General features: G+C 68.1%; 20 protein-coding genes. 11 read left to right on the top strand and 9 right to left on the bottom strand.

Features of this window, described 5'->3' with window-relative positions:
• Window positions 1-42: 42 nt before the first annotated feature.
• Window positions 43-1107 carry a methylmalonyl Co-A mutase-associated GTPase MeaB gene (meaB, locus tag V2L32_RS11195; protein ID WP_331236575.1) on the bottom strand — a complete coding sequence of 355 codons (1065 nt, stop codon included), beginning with the start codon at window positions 1105-1107 and terminating at the stop codon, window positions 43-45.
• Window positions 1104-1523, bottom strand: a complete 420-nt coding sequence (locus V2L32_RS11190; RefSeq protein WP_331236574.1) for a cobalamin B12-binding domain-containing protein — start codon at window positions 1521-1523, stop codon at window positions 1104-1106. The genes meaB and V2L32_RS11190 overlap by 4 nt, the downstream gene beginning before the upstream one ends.
• Before the next feature lie 190 nt (window positions 1524-1713).
• On the opposite strand from V2L32_RS11190, the gene V2L32_RS11185 reads away from it, so the two are divergent.
• The gene (locus V2L32_RS11185) at window positions 1714-2817 is read left to right on the top strand and encodes a putative sulfate/molybdate transporter (protein ID WP_331236573.1); all 1104 of its coding nucleotides are present in this window, start codon (window positions 1714-1716) and stop codon (window positions 2815-2817) included.
• A gap of 18 nt (window positions 2818-2835) precedes the next feature.
• Here the strand turns inward: V2L32_RS11185 and V2L32_RS11180 are convergent, their stop codons facing one another.
• From V2L32_RS11180 to V2L32_RS11170, 3 genes are read right to left on the bottom strand one after another with little or no spacing between them, the layout of a single operon-like run.
• Entirely contained in the window at window positions 2836-3582 is a 747-nt protein-coding gene (locus tag V2L32_RS11180; RefSeq protein ID WP_331236572.1) for an ABC transporter permease, read from the bottom strand.
• Between the two features lie 34 nt (window positions 3583-3616).
• On the bottom strand, window positions 3617-4534 hold the full coding sequence (locus V2L32_RS11175; protein ID WP_331236571.1) for an ABC transporter ATP-binding protein: 918 nt from the start codon (window positions 4532-4534) through the stop codon (window positions 3617-3619).
• Between the two features lie 25 nt (window positions 4535-4559).
• Window positions 4560-5588, bottom strand: a complete 1029-nt coding sequence (locus tag V2L32_RS11170) for a Gfo/Idh/MocA family protein (RefSeq protein ID WP_331236570.1) — start codon at window positions 5586-5588, stop codon at window positions 4560-4562.
• Between the two features lie 87 nt (window positions 5589-5675).
• Between V2L32_RS11170 and V2L32_RS11165 the strand changes: the two genes are divergently transcribed.
• Window positions 5676-6653 carry an aldo/keto reductase gene (locus V2L32_RS11165; RefSeq protein ID WP_331236569.1) on the top strand — a complete coding sequence of 326 codons (978 nt, stop codon included), beginning with the start codon at window positions 5676-5678 and terminating at the stop codon, window positions 6651-6653.
• 8 nt (window positions 6654-6661) lie between these two features.
• On the opposite strand, the gene V2L32_RS11160 is transcribed toward V2L32_RS11165, so the two are convergent.
• Genes V2L32_RS11160 through V2L32_RS11150 form a run of 3 tightly spaced genes read right to left on the bottom strand, consistent with a single transcriptional unit; the run spans window position 6662 to window position 9179 of the window.
• Entirely contained in the window at window positions 6662-7069 is a 408-nt protein-coding gene (locus V2L32_RS11160) for a hypothetical protein (protein ID WP_331236568.1), read from the bottom strand.
• Window positions 7070-7097: 28 nt separating this feature from the next.
• Window positions 7098-7766 carry a DUF7546 family protein gene (locus V2L32_RS11155; RefSeq protein ID WP_331236567.1) on the bottom strand — a complete coding sequence of 223 codons (669 nt, stop codon included), beginning with the start codon at window positions 7764-7766 and terminating at the stop codon, window positions 7098-7100.
• A 3-nt stretch (window positions 7767-7769) separates the two neighbouring features.
• Window positions 7770-9179 (bottom strand): heme o synthase, encoded by a 1410-nt coding sequence (locus V2L32_RS11150; RefSeq protein ID WP_331236566.1) that lies wholly within the window; start codon window positions 9177-9179, stop codon window positions 7770-7772.
• Window positions 9180-9288: 109 nt separating this feature from the next.
• Here V2L32_RS11150 and coxB point away from each other — a divergent pair, with 109 nt between their 5' ends.
• The 7 genes from coxB to V2L32_RS11115 all read left to right on the top strand — a co-directional run bounded on the left by coxB (window position 9289) and on the right by V2L32_RS11115 (window position 15080).
• Complete coding sequence (coxB, locus tag V2L32_RS11145) at window positions 9289-10086, top strand: cytochrome c oxidase subunit II (protein WP_331236565.1); 798 nt, start codon at window positions 9289-9291, stop codon at window positions 10084-10086.
• Between the two features lie 39 nt (window positions 10087-10125).
• On the top strand, window positions 10126-10404 hold the full coding sequence (locus V2L32_RS11140; RefSeq protein WP_331236564.1) for an amphi-Trp domain-containing protein: 279 nt from the start codon (window positions 10126-10128) through the stop codon (window positions 10402-10404).
• A 50-nt stretch (window positions 10405-10454) separates the two neighbouring features.
• On the top strand, window positions 10455-11096 hold the full coding sequence (locus tag V2L32_RS11135; protein ID WP_331236563.1) for an HAD family hydrolase: 642 nt from the start codon (window positions 10455-10457) through the stop codon (window positions 11094-11096).
• 117 nt (window positions 11097-11213) lie between these two features.
• Window positions 11214-12020 (top strand): helix-turn-helix transcriptional regulator, encoded by an 807-nt coding sequence (locus V2L32_RS11130; protein ID WP_331236562.1) that lies wholly within the window; start codon window positions 11214-11216, stop codon window positions 12018-12020.
• A gap of 255 nt (window positions 12021-12275) precedes the next feature.
• On the top strand, window positions 12276-13676 hold the full coding sequence (locus V2L32_RS11125) for an FAD-binding oxidoreductase (RefSeq protein WP_331236561.1): 1401 nt from the start codon (window positions 12276-12278) through the stop codon (window positions 13674-13676).
• A gap of 1 nt (window position 13677) precedes the next feature.
• The gene (locus V2L32_RS11120) at window positions 13678-14454 is read left to right on the top strand and encodes a methyltransferase domain-containing protein (protein WP_331236560.1); all 777 of its coding nucleotides are present in this window, start codon (window positions 13678-13680) and stop codon (window positions 14452-14454) included.
• A gap of 5 nt (window positions 14455-14459) precedes the next feature.
• Window positions 14460-15080 carry a cupin domain-containing protein gene (locus tag V2L32_RS11115; protein WP_331236559.1) on the top strand — a complete coding sequence of 207 codons (621 nt, stop codon included), beginning with the start codon at window positions 14460-14462 and terminating at the stop codon, window positions 15078-15080.
• An 8-nt stretch (window positions 15081-15088) separates the two neighbouring features.
• Here V2L32_RS11115 and V2L32_RS11110 read toward each other — a convergent pair whose 3' ends face one another.
• Window positions 15089-15961, bottom strand: a complete 873-nt coding sequence (locus V2L32_RS11110) for a cytochrome c oxidase subunit 3 (protein WP_331236558.1) — start codon at window positions 15959-15961, stop codon at window positions 15089-15091.
• 84 nt (window positions 15962-16045) lie between these two features.
• Between V2L32_RS11110 and V2L32_RS11105 the strand changes: the two genes are divergently transcribed.
• Entirely contained in the window at window positions 16046-16339 is a 294-nt protein-coding gene (locus tag V2L32_RS11105) for a DUF7410 domain-containing protein (protein WP_331236557.1), read from the top strand.
• A 79-nt stretch (window positions 16340-16418) separates the two neighbouring features.
• Window positions 16419-16823 carry a DUF7541 family protein gene (locus V2L32_RS11100; protein WP_331236556.1) on the top strand — a complete coding sequence of 135 codons (405 nt, stop codon included), beginning with the start codon at window positions 16419-16421 and terminating at the stop codon, window positions 16821-16823.
• Window positions 16824-16838 lie beyond the last annotated feature (15 nt).

Genomic DNA, 16838 nt, shown 5'->3' with positions numbered 1-16838 from the left:
AACGGTGCCCGGGGTCTTAATTGTGGCCGAGCGCCTGCCGAATCAGTCGCGCGGGGGCGCTTCGATCCCTCGTTCCTCGACGCACTCCACGAGCGGTTCGACGACCTCCGCCGCGACGGTGTAGGGGTCGGTTTCCCGTTCGGTGACCCGATCGACGAGCGCGTCGATCCCGCCCCGGCGCTCGATCTCGGTTTCGAGGAGCGACCCCGCGTCCGCGCGCACGAGCGTCCGGATCTCCTCGGCGTACCGCCGCCGTTCTCGTTCCCGGAGTTCACCGCTCCCCTCGAGGTAGCTCCGGTGGTCGTCGAACGCCTCGATCAGCTCCTCGATCCCTTCGCCCCCGGTTGCGACCGTCTCGATCACTCTCGGACGCCATCCCTCCGAGGCCGCCTCGCCGTGCGCCTCGGCGACCTCCGCGTGGGCGTCGTGACCGTGGTGGCCCGCGCCGGTGGTCGCGAGCGGGTCGTCCCCGAGCATCTCGACGATCTGCTGGACCGTCCGGTCGGCGCCCGGCATGTCCGCCTTGTTCACGACGAAGACGTCGCCGATCTCCAAGATCCCGGCTTTGAGCATCTGGATGTCGTCGCCGCTCTCCGGCTGGACGAGGACTGCGACCGTGTCGGCGGTCTTCACGATGTCGACCTCGTTCTGGCCCGCACCGACCGTCTCGACGAGAATGCGATCCATCCCGAACGCGTCGAACGCCTTGATCGCGTCGGCGGTCGCCGTCGAGAGCCCACCGAGAGTCCCTCGCGCGCTCATCGACCGGACGAAGACGTCCATGTCGCCGACCGTCGAGGCCATCCGGATCCGATCCCCCAGCACCGATCCGCCGGTAAAGGGCGAGGACGGGTCGACCGCGATCACCCCGACCCGAAGCCCCTCGTCTCGATACTGGAGCGCGAGTTTGTCCACGAGCGTCGACTTCCCCGCACCGGGGCTACCCGTGATCCCGATCACCTCGGCGTTCCCGGTGTGGGCGTGGAGCTCCGCGACGATATCGCGGTAGCCGCGCGAGCGGTTCTCGATCTTGGTGATCGCCCGGGCGAGCGCGCGGTGTTTGCCCGACAGTAGCTCCGGGACGAGCGTCGTCTCCTCCGTGCTCATCGCTCGGGGGCGTTCTCGCGGACGAACTCGATCGTCTTCGCCATCGGCGTCCCGGGGCCGAAGATCTCGGCGACGCCCGCCTCCTTCAGCCGCTCCTTGTCCGCGTCGGGCACCACGCCGCCGACGATGACGAGCGTGTCCTCCTTCGCGTCGTACTCCTCTAGCCCCTCGATGATCTTCGGGATCAGCGTGTTGTGCGCACCCGAGAGGATCGATATCCCGAGCACGTCGACGTCCTCCTGGACCGCGGCCTGGACGATCTCGTCGGGCGCGTTGTGTAGCCCCGAGTAGATCACCTCGAAGCCGGCGTCTCGAAACGCCCGCGAGATGACGTGTGCGCCCCGGTCGTGCCCATCCAGACCGACCTTCGCGACCAGACACCGGATCGTTCGCTGGCCGCCGCTCTCGGCGCTCATCCGCACACCTCGCTTCCAGCGGGCTCGTTCATACCCCTCTTTTTCCGCGAACGGGTTTGATTGTAACGGAAGTTCGGACGGGTTCTGCGGTGCGGTGCGGGGTAACCGTTTATGGTTTCTCCAACCGGTGTGAGTCGTCGGTTTCGGTTTCTGCGAAACGATAAGCTCGTCCGTCCGATAGGCCCTGTAGATGGCGGTCTCCGTCACGCTCTCCGAACGAAGACGCCTCGAGCTCTCGTGGAGCGAGGTGACCGGCGCGTTCGGGGATTCGGTTACGGTGCTGCCGATCGTCGTGGCGCTCGCGCTCGTCACCGACGTCTCGCTCCCGCACGTCCTGATCGCGTTCGGGCTCTTTCAGGTCGTCTGGGGCGTCCACTACGGCCTCCCCCTCTCCGTCGAGCCCATGAAGGCGCTGGCCGCGCTCGCCATCGCCGGCGCGCTCAGCTACGGCGAACTCGCGCTCGCAGGTCTCCTACTGGGTGGGGTGCTCCTCACCCTCGGCTCCGCTGGCGCGCTCGCGAAGATCGAGCGATGGATCGGCGAACCCGTCATTCGAGGCGTCCAGCTCGCGGTCGCGCTGTTGCTGCTCCAGACAGGATTTTCCCTGGCCCTCGCCGATCTCTCCCTCGCGGGTCTCGGCCTTCTCGTCGCTCTCGGGGTCGTAGCCCTCGGCCGGTACCGCGCGAGCGCAATCGCCGTCCTCGCGGTCGGCGCGCTGATCGCCGTCGCGAGCGCGGGCCTCCCGTCCCCGCAGGCACCGGGGCTCCCGCCCCTCCCGCCGATCGGCTCTCACACTCTCACGGTCGCCACCGCCGACGGCTTCCTCGCGCAGTTCGCGATGACGATCGGGAACGCGGCGCTCGCGACGTCCCTGTTGTTCGCCGACCGCTTCGACCGAGAGGTCTCTCCCGACCGCCTCTCGCGGAGCATGGGCGTCACGAACCTCGTATCGATCCCGATCGGCGGGATCCCGATGTGTCACGGCTGCGACGGCGTCGCCGGCAAGCACGCCTTCGGCGCGCGGACCGGCGGGGCGAACCTCGTCGTAGGAATCGTCTACCTCGCGCTCGCGTTCGTCGCCTCGGCCGCCCTGCTCGCCGCCTTTCCACTGGCGATCCTCGGCGTGCTCCTCGCGCTGGTCGCGCTCTCGCTCGGCGAGAGCGTCCGGCACTCGTCGAACCTCGCACTAACGGTCGGTATCGCGCTCCTCGCGCTGGTCGTCAACCTCGCCGTCGCCTTTTCGATAGGAATCCTCGTCTTCCTCGCGCTGAAGCGGTATCGCCGCGGGATCTGATCTCTGCAACCCCCGGCCTCAATCCGTCCGCGGGATCGCGTACGCCCCCGCGAGGAAGAAGACGACGGCGAGCACCGCGAGGATCGCGAGATCCGCCAGCCACGGCTCGCCGGAGTAGGTCGCCGCGCGGATCCCTCGCGAGAAGTAGGTGAGCGGGAGGACGTCGATGATCGGACCCATCCAGCCGGGGAGCATCTCGCGGGGGACGAACGTCTCCGCGAGGAAGAGCATCGGCAGGCCGATCGCGTTCGCCGCGGCGATCGCGCCGTCACGGGAGTCCGAAAGCCGACCGAGCAGTGCGCCGACCCCACAGAAGACGACGACGCCGAGGACGAAGAAGGCGAGGAACGCCGGGTGGAAGACGAACGTCGCTTTCGTGAGGACGAACGCGAGGCCCAGAACGAGCACACCGGCGACCCCCACGAGCACGACGTTGACGAGGGTGTGTGCCGCGAGCCACTCGGTACGCGAGAGCGGCGTGGTCGCGAGCTTCTCGAAGCGACTCCCCTCCCGGTTGCGCGCGACCGTCGAGGAGACCCGCGAGAGCGGGGTGAAGAGGACGACGACGGCGAGGTAGCCCGCGACGTAGTAGCCGGTCGGCTCGGCGAACAGACCGCCCTCGCCCGGATCGGTGCGGACGAGCGCGCCGAAGATGACGATCAGGATCACCGGAAAGAGGAACGTGAAGAAGACCGCGGTCCGACGGCGGACGAACGAGCGCCACTCGGCGCCGAACTCCGCACGAACGCGTCGCGCGGTGCTCACGCGGGACACCTCCCGAACGTTCCTGCGAGTCCGTTCACGCGTCTGCCTCCACGACCGGACGCTCGAAGCGTTCTCCCGTGAGTTCGATGTAGACGTCTTCGAGGGTGGGCTGGGTCCAGGTCAGTGACTCGTAGCCGATGCCGGCGGCGTCGAGCGCGTCGACCGCGGGACCGATGTCGCGGGTGTCGATCCCGTGGATCGTGAGCCGTCGTCCCTCCCTCGATACTCGGTACCCCCGCGCCGCGAGGTCGTCCGGGTCGCCGTCGGTCGTCTCGACGACCAGGCGGTTCTCGCCGCCGTGGTCGGCGATCAGCTCTGGTGGGGCGCCGACTTCGACGAGGCGGCCCTCCGCCAGCAGCCCCACCCGATCTGAGAGCGTCTCCGCCTCGGCCATGTCGTGGGTGGTGAGGAAGACGGTCGTTCCCTCCGTCGCGAGCCCCTCGAGCAGCCGCCAGAGGTCGCGTCTCCCTGCAGGGTCGATCGCCGTGGTGGGTTCGTCCAGGAAGAGCACGTCCGGGTTGTTCACGAGCGCGCTCGCGACGCAGAGCCGTCGGCGCTGGCCGCCCGAGAGCCGCTCGTACCACCGGTCGGCGTCGGCGACCATCCCGACCTCGTTCAGCACCTCCTCGACCGGGCGGGCGTCGTCGTAGAGGCCGGCGTAGTAGCGGACGAGTTCGCGGCCGGTGAGGCGTGCGGGCGGCGAGAACTCCTGGGGGAGCAGTCCGATCCGCGAGCGGTCCGCCTCGCTCGGGTGCTCGCCGAGGACGGAGATAGTACCAGAATCGAGGTCGGTCGTCCCCGTGAGCGCGCGGACGAGCGTGGTCTTTCCCGCTCCGTTCGGCCCGATCAGCGAGAACACCTCGCCCGAGAGGACCGACAGCGAGACCTCGTCGAGCGCGAGAACCCCGTCGTAGCGCTTGGTCGCGCCCTCGACGGCGAGCACCTCCTCCATGTCCGAACCGAGCACCGGTACGGACCTAAGGGATTCGGTCCATCGCCCGTTCGATGCGTTCGCCGACGTCGACCGTTCGACCTCCCTCGGCGGCCTCGGAGGCCGCCTCGGTCAGCGCGACCACCCGGAGGCCGAACTCGCCGGGGACCGCCGGCTCGCGCTCGCCGCGGACGGCCGCGACGAACGCCTCTAGTTTCCGGCGAGTCACCGTCTCGAAGTCGGTTCCATCGGTGATCTCGGTCCCGTAGGTGACGTCGCCCTCGGTCACCGCGATCCGCTCGCCGTCGAACTCGACCGCGCCCTCACTTCCCCACACGGAAAGCCCCTCGCCGGTGTCGGGACCGGTCGGCCCGTCGCCGGTGACGCCGACGCTCGCGGTCATCGTCCCGTCCTCGCGACCGAGCGTGAGCGCGAGCGCCGAGTCGATATCGACGGCCTCGCCGCGCGAGTCGGTTATCGCCGCCACCGCCCGTGGGGTCGTCCCGGTCGTCCACAGAAGCGCGTCGAGCAGGTGCGAGCCGGAGTCGTAGAGCTGGCCGCCACCCGAGAGGGTCGGATCGACTCTCCACGTACCGTCGGCGACCGAGAGCCAGTCCTGTTCGAGGTGACACGCTGCCATGTGGGGCTCGCCGATGCGGCCCGAGTCGATCACGCGCTTCATCTCCCGGAACCGGGGATCGAAGTGGCGCTGGTAGCCAACCTGGAGGACGAGGTCCTCCCGGGCCGCCAGCGCACAGAGCGTCGCCGCGTCGCCGAGGTCGGTCGTCATCGGCTTCTCGACGTGGACGTGGAGGCCGCGTTCGAGGCAGGCGGTGACCTGTTCGGCGTGGAGCGTGTGTGGCGTGACGACCGAGACCGCGTCGAGTGCGTGCTCGTCGAGCATCGGTTCGTAGTCGGCGTAGGTGGGAACCGCGTGATCGGCCTCGAAGGACCCGCGTGCGGGCCCGGTCGGGTCGGAGCCGGCGACGACGCGAACGTCGTCCATCCCCGAGAGCAGACGGCTCCCGATCGCTTCGAGCGCGCCCAGACCGATCGCGGCGACGCGTGTGGGCATGGGGTCGATACCCGAGGCGGGGGCAAAACGGTTGGCGTCTCGTCTGCCGGGACGGGGAGTTTAGGCGGTGGCGAACGATCGGGGCGCATGGAGTACACCACACTCGGGTCGACCGGAACGCGCGTCTCCGAACTCTGCTTCGGCACCTGGCGGTTCGCGAAGCGATCGGACGGGACCGTCGAGACGGAAAAGGAGACCGCCCACGAGCTGCTCGACGCCTGTCTCGATCACGGGATCAACTTCGTCGACACGGCCAACGTCTACGGCGACCCGGACGGGACCTGCGAGTCCTGGATCGGCGAGTGGCTTTCCGAACGGGACCGCGAGGAGGTCGTCCTCGCCTCGAAGGTCTACTTCCCGTTCGACGGCTGGGGCGAGCCGGGACCGAACGGTCGGGGATTGGGTCGAAAGCACGTCCGCAGGCAGATCGAGGGAAGCCTCGAACGGCTCGGAACCGACTACCTCGACCTCTACTACATCCACCGCTGGGACGAGGCGACCCCGATCGAGGAGACGCTCTCGGTCCTCACGGATCTGGTGCGCGAGGGGAAGGTCAACCACCTCGGTGCGAGTTCGATGGCCGCCTGGCAGCTCACGAAGGCGCTCTGGACGAGCGACGTCGAGGGGCTCGAACGGTTCGACGTCACCCAGCCGCGGTACAACCCCGCCTACCGCGAGGCCGTGTCCGACTACCTCTCGGTCTGTGCGGACCAGGACCTCGCGGTCTGTCCGTACTCGCCGCTCGAGGGTGGCTTCCTCACCGGGAAGTACGACCGGGAGGGCTCCTCTCCATCCGGTTCGCGTGGGGACCTCTACGACTGGGACGGGAAGTTCTCGGAGGAGCAGTGGGACGTGATGGAGGCGATCGAAACGGTCGCCGAGGAGGAAGGCGCCAGCCCGGCGCAGGTGACCCTTCGGTGGCTGGCCGATCGTGAACGGTTCACCTGCGTGCCGATCGTCGGGGCGCGCTCGGTCGAGCAGCTCGAGGAGAATGCAGGGATGGCCGACCTCTCGCTCTCGCGGGAGCAGGACCAGCGGATCACTGAGGCGAGCGAGGCCTACTGATCGGACGATCAGGCCCGCCCGGTGTCCCTGAGTAGGTCACAGACCACGTGCGCACCGAGCACGACGCCGGTGTAGGCCGCGAGCAACGGCGACCGGCGGCGGAGCCCGACGACGAGCACGGCGCCGAGGATGAGATGGCTCGCGAGGCGCTGGCGGGCCATCCCCTCCATGTCGGCGAAGACCCACTCCTGGTCGTAGATGCCGTTCACCGGGTCCGAGAGCACCGCCCGGAGGTGCGACCAGTCTCCCGTTCGAGCGCGGGCGATGAGGAAGTGATCCAGGTCGACGAGGACGCTGAGGGCGACGCCGTAGACGAAGAGGCCGACGTGTCTCAGGGGCGAGGCGACCGGTCGGAGCAGGGCGAGCGCGAACGCGCTCACGACCGTGCCGACGGCGGCGTGTTCGAGTGACTCCATGGTCGGTCGTAGCGGCGACCGCCCTTAGTTAGGACCGCTTGAACGGCCGCCAGTAGAGCAGGGCGACCGTCGTGAGGAATACCACGGTGCCGAGTTCCCGGGACTGGAAGGCGACGGCAGTCGCGACCGCACCGCTTCCGAAGGCCGCGGCGAGCAGCGGCGCGAGCACCGGCCAGACACAGGAGACACACGAGAGCAGCCCGAAGATCCCGGTGACGGCGTTCCCCGCGGCGTCGAGCAGCGTCGCGTAGACCAAGTAGGCCAAGGCGGTGTAGCCGATCACGAGAAAGGGGATCGCCGCGAACTGCACGACTCCGGTGTCGATCGCGATCACGGGTCCGGTCCCGGGGGTAACGAGCGAGACGGAGAGCAGCGGGTTCTCGACACCGGGGTGGCCGAGCGAGAGCAGCCCTCCGACGACGAACAGCACGAGGAGGTAGCCGGCGGCGACCCCGCCCGCGATCCACGCCTGTCGGGATGAGCGCGGGGTCGGCTCCGTGCGGACGAGCGCCCAGAGACCGACGTTGATCCAGACGAACGGGTAGACAACCGAACTCCAGGCGGCCACCTGCACGTCGGTCAGCAGCAGGTAGAGCGCGACGAGCAGGACCTCGGTGTTCACGAGGAGTGCGCCGTAGACGAGCGTCGACCGCCTCGGCCGGAACCGCTCGGCTGTGCGGAGCGAAACGGTGCTCATCGTTCAGAGCGCGAGCGCGTCGACGACGATGACGAGCAAGAGCGCACCGAGGTAGGCGTTCGACGCGTGGAACGCCCGGAACGCCGCCCTTCGTGTCTGTTCTCGGTGCAGCCTGATGACCGCGTAGAGGAAGAGCGCGCCGAAGGCGACGCTCGTGAGCGCGTACGCCCAACCGAGCGTGCCGACGGTCGCGAGGACCGCCGCGCCGAGCAGGGTCGCCCCGAGGTAGAGCACGATGTGTTTCCGCGTGGTGCGTTCGCCCCGAACGACGGGCATCATCGGGAAGCCGCCGCGCTCGTAGTCGGCCTTGTACGCGAGCGCGAGGTTGTAGAAGTGTGCTGGGGTCCAGCAGAAGATCACCGCGGCGAGCACGAGCGCCGGCAGGCCGATCTCCCCCGTCACCGCGGCCCAGCCGATCAGCGCGGGGAGCGCGCCCGCAGCACCACCCAGGACGGTGTTCTGGACCGTGTTCGGTTTGAGGACGAGCGTGTAGATCACGCTGTAGAAGACGATGGCGGTGAGCCCCAGGAGCGCAGCGAGCGCGTTGACGAAGAGGAAGAAGACCGCGAGCGAGGCGACGCCGAGGAGGACGCCGAAGGCGAGGGCGTTCCTGACGGGCACGACGTCGGTCGCGAGCGGCCGCTCCGACGTGCGGGCCATCTTCCTGTCGACGTCGCGTTCGAGCACGTGGTTGAACGTCCCCGCAGAGCCGATGGCGAGCACCCCTCCGAACAGCGTGGCGATGACGATATCGACCGTGAGCGTCGGCCCCGCAGCCAGCGCCATCGCGGCCGCGGCGACGAGACAGAGCAGCCACATCAGCCGGGGTTTCGTCAGGCTGTAGTACGCGCCCGCCGTCGCGCGCCAGCCGGTGGGAACCGGCCGCCGGGCCGGCTCGGCCTCGGAGTCGCTCTCCACGTCGGAGGCTTCCCCCGGTTCGCTCGGCTCGTGCTCTCCGGTCGGGAAGCGGGCTTCGAGCGACCAGGCGAGCGCGAGCAGCAGTCCGCCGAAGATGCCCATCGCGAGCAGCAGGTGAACGGCCGAGACGAGTTCGGGCGTGCCCATCGTCGCGGTGACGGCACCGATCCCGACCTGTACCGGGTAGAGCAGCGCGGCGACGGCGAGCGCGAGTCGAACCCTGTACCGGGTCTCGACGCGGAAGCCGATCGCTGCGACGGCGAGCACCCCGAGACCGACCAGCGCTGCGAGCGCACGGTGGACCCACGCGATCGTCGTCCCACCGCCGTCGAGGACGCTCCCCTCGCAGGCGGGCCAGGTCGCACAGGACGCGGCCGCGTCGGTGAGCGACGTGGTCGCTCCGACGATCACGAGTAGATAGACGCCGATGGCGGTCGCCGCGAGGAGGGGGAGAAAGCCCGGCGAGCGGTTCCCGACGGATGCGCTAGAGTTCACGATACCTTCTCACGAGGGGTTGTGACCGACCGTACTTAGCATCCCCGGTGCGGCCGACCGCGGGCGGAAAGGCAGGTATTTATTCCCCGTCTCCTAACCCACGTTTATCATGGAACGCAAGCGGCTCGCCCTCGTGGCGGCGGGGTTCACCGCGTTCGCCCTCCTCGTCGCTCAGCCCGTCGCGGCCTACAACTCGGTCAACGACCAACTGATCGGCGACCTCAACATGGCACTTCTGTACGCCGCGATCCCGATCACGCTGCTGGTCGAGGGGATCCTCATCTACACGGTCCTGAAGTACCGGAACAACGACGACCCCCAGCCGACGCGGGAGAACCGCCGACTGGAGATCACCTGGACGATCACGACAGCGATCGTCCTCCTGTTCGTCGGGCTGGCCTCCTACCAGGTGATGGCCGACCCGTTCATCACCCAGCCACCGGGCGAGGAGGGCCCCGTCGAGGGTGACGAGGAGGCCATCGTGATCGAGGTCGAGGCGTACAACTACGGCTGGGACTTCCACTACGAGGACGAGGACGTCACCTCGACCGGTGAGGCCGTGATCCCGGCCGGACAGGAGGTCTACTTCGACGTCACCGCCGACCACGACCGGGGATCGTGGATACACGGCTTTCACGTCCCCGACCTGGGACTGAAACAGGACGCGGTGCCTGATCAGCACAACATGGTCGCCACCGAAGTCTACGAGGAAGGCGAGTACCAGGGCTACTGCGCGAAGTACTGCGGCACCGGCCACTCGCAGATGAACTTCATCATCGACGTGGTCGACGACGACGAGTACGAGGAGTGGCTCGAGGAGCAGGCCGAAGGCGATGACGAAGAGGACGACGAGGCCGAGGACGAGGAGAACGGCGAGGACGCTGACGACGAAGAGACCGAGGAGTAGTCGACCCCCTTTATCACCGACGCGGTCCTATCCCACCTCATGCCCGAAGAGGTGCTGTTCAAGGTCGAACAGTCGATGAACAGAAGCGAGATCGCCGAGTACCTGCGGACGGTCGCGGAGAAACTCGACGGTGACGGGACGCTCTCGCTCAGTTCCGGGGACGAGTCGGTCGAGATGGACGTACCGGAGCGACCGGAGTTCGAGATCAAAGCCGAGCGCGAGACCAACGGCTCGACCGAGCTGAGCGTCGAGTTCGAACTGGAGTGGAAGGAGGGACAGGAGGGCAAGGGTTCGGGCGGCGAGTTGAGCATCGAGTAGCCCGGTCCTCGAACGGAAAGACGAAAACGCGAGCGCAGCGATCGAGGGGTATGAACGGCGTCTGTTTCGACATGGACGGCGTGTTGATCCACTCCGAGGAGTTCTGGGTCGAGCGCCAGCGCGAGCACATACTGCCGACGGCCGCCCTGGACGACGAGATCCCGATGTCGGCGATCACGGGGCGGAACTACGCGGAGCTCTACCCCGAATTGGAGAGCGAGTACGACCTCGCGGTGACGCGTGAGGAGTTCGAGGCGCTGTTCGAGGCGGCGGGCGAGGAGATCTACGCCGAGCACGCGACGTTGCTCCCCGGCGCACACGACCTGCTCTCGACGCTCCGTGAGCGGGGGGTCGCGCTCGCGCTCACGACATCCTCGCCGGTCGACTGGATCGCGCTCGTCGACGACCGGTTCGATCTCCTCTCCTACTTCGACGCGGTGGTGAGCGCCGAAACCCTCGACGGACCGGGAAAGCCCGCACCGGACATCTACGAGCGGGGGGTCGCCGAACTCGGTCTCTCGCCCGACGTCTGTGTCGCGGTCGAGGACTCGACGGCGGGCGCGCGCGCCGCTTCGCGCGCCGGCCTGTGGACGATCGGCTTCCACGGGGACGGCGGGGCTTCGGACCTCTCCGTTGCGGACGAGGTGGTCGAGGGGAGCGACGCCCTCCGGGCGGCGCTGCTCCGCGAGTGAGTCGGTCCGCCCGTCCGACTCGCGAACGGGAACTCCCCGCTGCTCGGCGGCGAGAGGCGTGTTATCGGCGAGTAGGGAGGTCCGAATAACTATGTCGACTGCACGTGTACTGGTACCATGTTAGCCGCTACCATGGACTCGACGCTCAGTGACATCGAGTTCCTCGCGCGCTCGCCTTACCGGGTGAGCGCGCTCGCGGCGCTGTCGGAGACGTCGCGAAGTCGGAGGGAGCTTCAGGAGCTGACGGAGGCCTCCTCCTCGACGGTCGGCCGGCTCCTCTGTGAGTTCGAAAAGCGCCGCTGGGTCCAGAAGAACGGCCACCGGTACGAGGCGACACAGCTGGGGGCGTTCGTCGCGGGGGGGATGGCCGAGCTGATCGACCGGATCGAGACCGAGCGCGCGCTCCGCGACGTCTGGGGGCTTATCTCGGCCGATGTCGACGGCCTCAGTATCGAGATGGTCTCGGACGCGACGGTGACCGTCGCCGTCGCGGAGGACCCCTATCGGCCCGTAAACCGGTTCGTCACGCTGTTGGAGGGGACCGAACGGTTCCGGTTCGTCGGCTTCGACCTCGCGCTCGTCGAGCCGTGCCGGGACGACTTCCGGCGCCTGATCGTGGCGGGCATGGAGACGGAGATCGTCGACCCGCCGGGCGTCGCGCGGTACGTCGTCTCCACCTACCGGGAGCACTGTTCGGAGTCGATCGAGAGCGGGAACCTCACGATCCGCGTCCACGACGACCTGCCGACCTATGGCCTCGCGCTCTTCGACGATCGCGTCGGGATCAGCGGCTACGATCCCGACAGCGGGAGCGTGCGCGTGCTGATCGACACCGACTCCCGGGAGGTCCGCGAGTGGGCGGAGACGACATACGAGTCCTACCGCGAGGAGGCGCGGTCGTTCGGGCCGCCGGACGCGGTCTGATACGGACTGCTGTACCTGGTTACCGCTCGGACCGAGAGGCAGGTACCGGTCCGGGCGGTACAGACTGCAGCAGTCCGTATGAGCGGGCTCGGACGCGTCCGTCGCGTCCGAGCCCGGGTATCCGCCGTCCGTGACCGATCGGCTCCGTTGCAGCCGGTGATCCGTGCCCGGGGGCTGCGGATCGGTCACCGCTTGCGCCGATTGCACGCGGTAGCTATGTCACTATACCACACGCACCTCCGACGGGAGACGAACATGGCGACAGAGAGCCCGACGTTAGACGAGACGGCAGTGAAGGAGTTCGCGGAACGCTCGCGGGGGGAGGTGATCGGTCCGGGCGACGGGGCTGTCTACGACGAGGCGCGCACGATCTACAACGCGATGATCGACCGCCGGCCGGGGTTGATCGCCCGATGTGCGAACGTGAGCGACGTGATCGGGGCGGTGAACCTCGCTCGCGAGCACGAACTCGACGTGGCGATCCGGAGCGGCGGGCACAACGGCGCCGGCCTGAGCACCGTCGACGACGGGCTGGTGATCGACCTCTCGGAGATGAAAGGCATCCGTGTCGACCCGGAGACGAGGACCGCTCGCGTCGAGCCCGGCTGTACGTGGGGTGACGTCGATCACGCCACGCACGAGTTCGGGCTGGCGACCGTGAGCGGGGTGGTCTCGACGACCGGCGTCGGCGGCCTCACCCTCGGCGGCGGACACGGCTACCTCACCCGGAAGTACGGCCTGACGATCGACAACCTGCTGGGCGCGGACGTCGTGCTGGCCGACGGCCGACTCGTTCGGGCGAGCGAGACGGAGAACCCCGACCTGTTCTGGGGGCTGCGCGGCGGCGGCGGGAACTTCGGCGTCGTGGCGAGCTTCGAGTTCGCACTCCACCCGGTCGAGACGGTCGTCGCTGGCCCGATGTTCTGGTCGATCGACGACCTCGAGGAGACGATGCGATGGTACCGCGAGTGGCTGCCCGAGGCTCCCGAGGACGTCTACGCCTTCTACCTCACGGCCGAGGTGCCGGGCGAGCCGTTCCCCGAGGAGATCCACGGCGAGAAGGTCTGCGGGCTGGTGTGGTGTTACCTGGGGGACCCGGAGGGGATCGACGAGGTGCTGAACCCGGCGCGCGAGGCGGCCGATCCGCTGTTCGAGCACGTCGGCGAGATGCCGTATCCCGCGCTCCAGAGCCTGTTCGACGACCTCTACCCCTCCGGCGAGCAGTGGTACTGGAAGGGCGACTTCGTCGACGAGCTGACCGACGAGGCGATCGCCGAACACGCCCGGTTCGCGGAGGTCCCGACGACGAAGTCGACGATGCACCTCTATCCCATAGACGGGGCGGTCCACCGCGTCGAGGAGGACGAAACCGCCTGGGCGTATCGCGACGCCACCTGGTCGATGGTGATCGCGGGCGTCGACCCGGAGCCGGAGAACGCGGATCGCCTCCGCGAGTGGGCGCGGTCGTACTGGGAGGCGCTGCACCCGCACTCGGCGGGCGGCGCGTACGTCAACTTCATGATGGAGGAGGGCACCGATCGGGTCCGGGCGACCTACGGGGAGAACTACGACCGCCTCCGCGAGGTAAAGACGACCTACGACCCGGAGAACCTCTTCCACGTGAACCAGAACATCGAGCCGGCGGGGGGTGAGTGAGATGGCCGAATCCGAATCGCTCGACGTCGAGAAGCTCGAACGCGAGGTGAAGGCGGTCTACCGCGAGGTCGCCGAACGGCCGGACGAGGAGTTCCACTTCGAGACCGGCCGCGAACTCGCCGAACGGCTGGGCTACCCGCCAGCCGACCTCGATCGCATCCCTCGAGAGGCGATCGACTCGTTCGCGGGCGTCGGCTACCACTTCGATCTCGCCGACATTTCGGAGGGCGAGGACGTCCTCGATCTGGGCAGCGGCTCGGGGATGGACGTCTTCGTCGCGGCGTTGCACGCCGGCGACTCCGGGAGCGTCACCGGGGTGGACATGACCGACGAACAGCTCGGGAAGGCCCGGACGCTCCGGGACGAGGCGGGCTTCGAGACCGTCACGTTCCAGAAGTCCTACATCGAGGAGCTGCCCGTTCCGGACGACTCGTTCGACGTCGTGATCTCGAACGGCGTGATCAACCTCTCGGCGGAGAAAGACCGGGTGTTCGAGGAGGTCGCACGCGTGCTCCGGCCGGGTGGCCGGCTGGCGATCTCGGACATCCTGAGCGAGTCGCGGCTGTCGGAGGGGATCAAGACGAACGCCGATCTCTGGGCGGCGTGCATCGGCGGGGCCGAACAGGTCGACGACTACACGACGACGATCGAACGCGCCGGACTCAAGGTGAGCGAACTGCGGGACAACTCGGCGTACGAGTTCACCTCGGAGCAGGCGAAAGGCGCGTGCAGCACGTACGGCGTGAAGAGCGTCTCGCTCCGCGCCGAAACGCGGTGAGAACCATGAAAACCAGCGAGGACGAACCGACGGACGGCGTACTGCGGCGAACGGTCGTGAAAGCGGGGGCGTTCGGGGTGGGCGCGTTCGGACTGATCGTGCCCGCGACCGGCACCGAACACGACGACGAGGACGACGGGAACGAGGACGACGAGGAGACGGAGGACGGAGAAACGGGAGACGAAGAGGACGACGAGGACGAGGAGGCCGTCGACGAACCCGACGGCTTCGAGGTCGAGGTGCTCGCACCCCACGCTCCGTTCAGAGACGACCTGTCTGCGAGGTTCTGTCTCGAGTACGCCGACGAGCACGACGGTGACCCGCTCGTCGTCGAACTGGATGACGCGTCGACCAGCATCGTCGCCCGGGCGACCTGGACCGAGGGCGGCACGTCCGGCTGGCACCGGCATCCGGGGATCTCTCTCGTCACGATGGTCGAGGGCGAGATCGAGGTGACGATGGAACACGACTGCGTGCCCCGGACCTACGCGGCGGGCGACGCGTGGCTCGACCCGGGCCACGTCCACAACGCGGACAGCGAGGGTGGTGCGACGGCGTACGTGAACTTCCTCGGCATCCCCGACGGTGAGCCGGCGACCGAGTGGGTCCCGCCCGTCGAGTGCTGATCTCTCTCTCAGATCACCGCGCCGACGTAGAGCACGACGACGAGGAACACCCAGACGACGTCGACGAAGTGCCAGTACATCGAGACCGTGCTCACGGAGGTGTGGCGTTCGGCGTCGTACTGGCCGGCGAGAGCGCGGAAGAGCAGCAGCGAGATGAGCACCGCCCCGAGCATGACGTGCAGGCCGTGGAGGCCGGTCAGCCCGAAGAAGGCGCTCGAGTAGATCCCGCTCTGGAGCGTGAAGCCGTACTCGACGATGAACTCGTAGTACTCGTAGGCCTGCCCCGCGAGGAAGATCAGCCCGAGGCCGAGCGTCGCTGCCAGCCCGAGGATGAAGTTCCGGCGCTCGCCCTTGAGCAGTTCGACGTGGGCCCAGTGGATCGTGAAACTCGAGAGGATCAGGATCAGCGTGTTCGCCAGCACGAGGTAGTTGAGGATCGGGATCGAGACGCTGCCGATCGTGATCGCACCCTCGGCAAGCGGCACCATCAACACGTCCTGTGCCTGGTCCCAGGAGACGATGCGGATCTGAAAGTAGTAGACGAACACCGCGCCGAAGGTGGCGATCTCCGTACCTAAAAAGAGCAACATCCCCCAGCGCAGCTTCGACTCGCCGCGGCCGCCCTCCTCCCAGTAGGATTTCACGAAGCCGTGGTACGTCCAGCCGTAGAGCCCGACGAGGAAGACGACGGTGGAGAGGACGAAGACGGCGCCGCCGGCGAGCGGGTCGAGCAGGCCGTCGCCGACGCCGAGGATGAGCAGTGCGAGTCCGACGTAGATACCGGAGGCGCCGACGGCCGCGATGAACGGCCACCAGCTCGCCTCACCGTAGCCCTTCGGCCAGTCCTCGACCGCGGGCAGGTGGTGATGATCGTCAGCCATGCTCGCCGGTTGCGCCCCGACTACCAAAAACCCATCTGACTTCGACAGGGGAAGGTACAACACGTCTGCGGCCCGATACCGGGCATGGAGCGTCCGTTCGCCGACCCCGCCTTCGACGCCGACCGAGATACCTCCATCCCCGCCGGGGAGACGCCGATCCGCTGTCCCCACTGCGCCCAGCCCTTCTCGTCCGATCGGTATCGGACCCTCCACCTCGGACTCGCCCACTACGACCGGCTCGCTGCCGAGGACCGAGACGCGTTCGTCGAGGCCTACCGCGGCGAGACCGACGAGATCCGGACGTTCCGGCTGAAGGTGCTCGGCCTGCTCGTGCTGCTCTACTTCCTCTACCTCTTCGTCTGGCTACTCGTCGCCTGAACTCGCCGCGGATGGCGGCTTCGAACCGTTCGAGGACACGAGTCGATGGGTTTTGGTTGCTGGCGTCTCTACTCCGGATATGGACGACCAGACGGGCCTCGGACGGGCCGAAGAGCGACTCCGGAACCCCGACGAGGACGACCGGTTTCCCTACGGGAAGACGAGCCCGTTCCCGATCTTCATCGCGATCGGGCTCGCCTTCTCCGAGGTCGGCGTCTTCCTCGACATCGTCCCGCTCGCGGTCGGCGGCCTGCTGCTCTTCGCGGGGAGCGTCGCGGGCATCCTGAGCGAGGCCGGCTACGTTGCGACGCCCTGGGGGACGCTCCTGGTCATCGGCGGGCTCCTCCTCGCGCTCGCGGCCTCGCTGTACGTCTTCTCCTTCGACGCCGTGGGGCTCACCCGCGTCGCCTCGATCGCCGTCGCCGCCGGGCTCTGCATGCTCGGGGCGCTCGTCGGCCGGTACGCCCTCGGCGACCGGGCCTAGAGAATCAGCACCTAT

The sequence above is a fragment of the Halalkalicoccus sp. CGA53 genome, from assembly GCF_036429475.1.
Taxonomy (GTDB): Archaea; Halobacteriota; Halobacteria; order Halobacteriales; family Halalkalicoccaceae; genus Natronorarus; species Natronorarus salvus.
The sequence above is the reverse complement of the archived record's forward strand: the minus strand, read 5'-3'. Positions and strand labels throughout refer to the sequence as shown.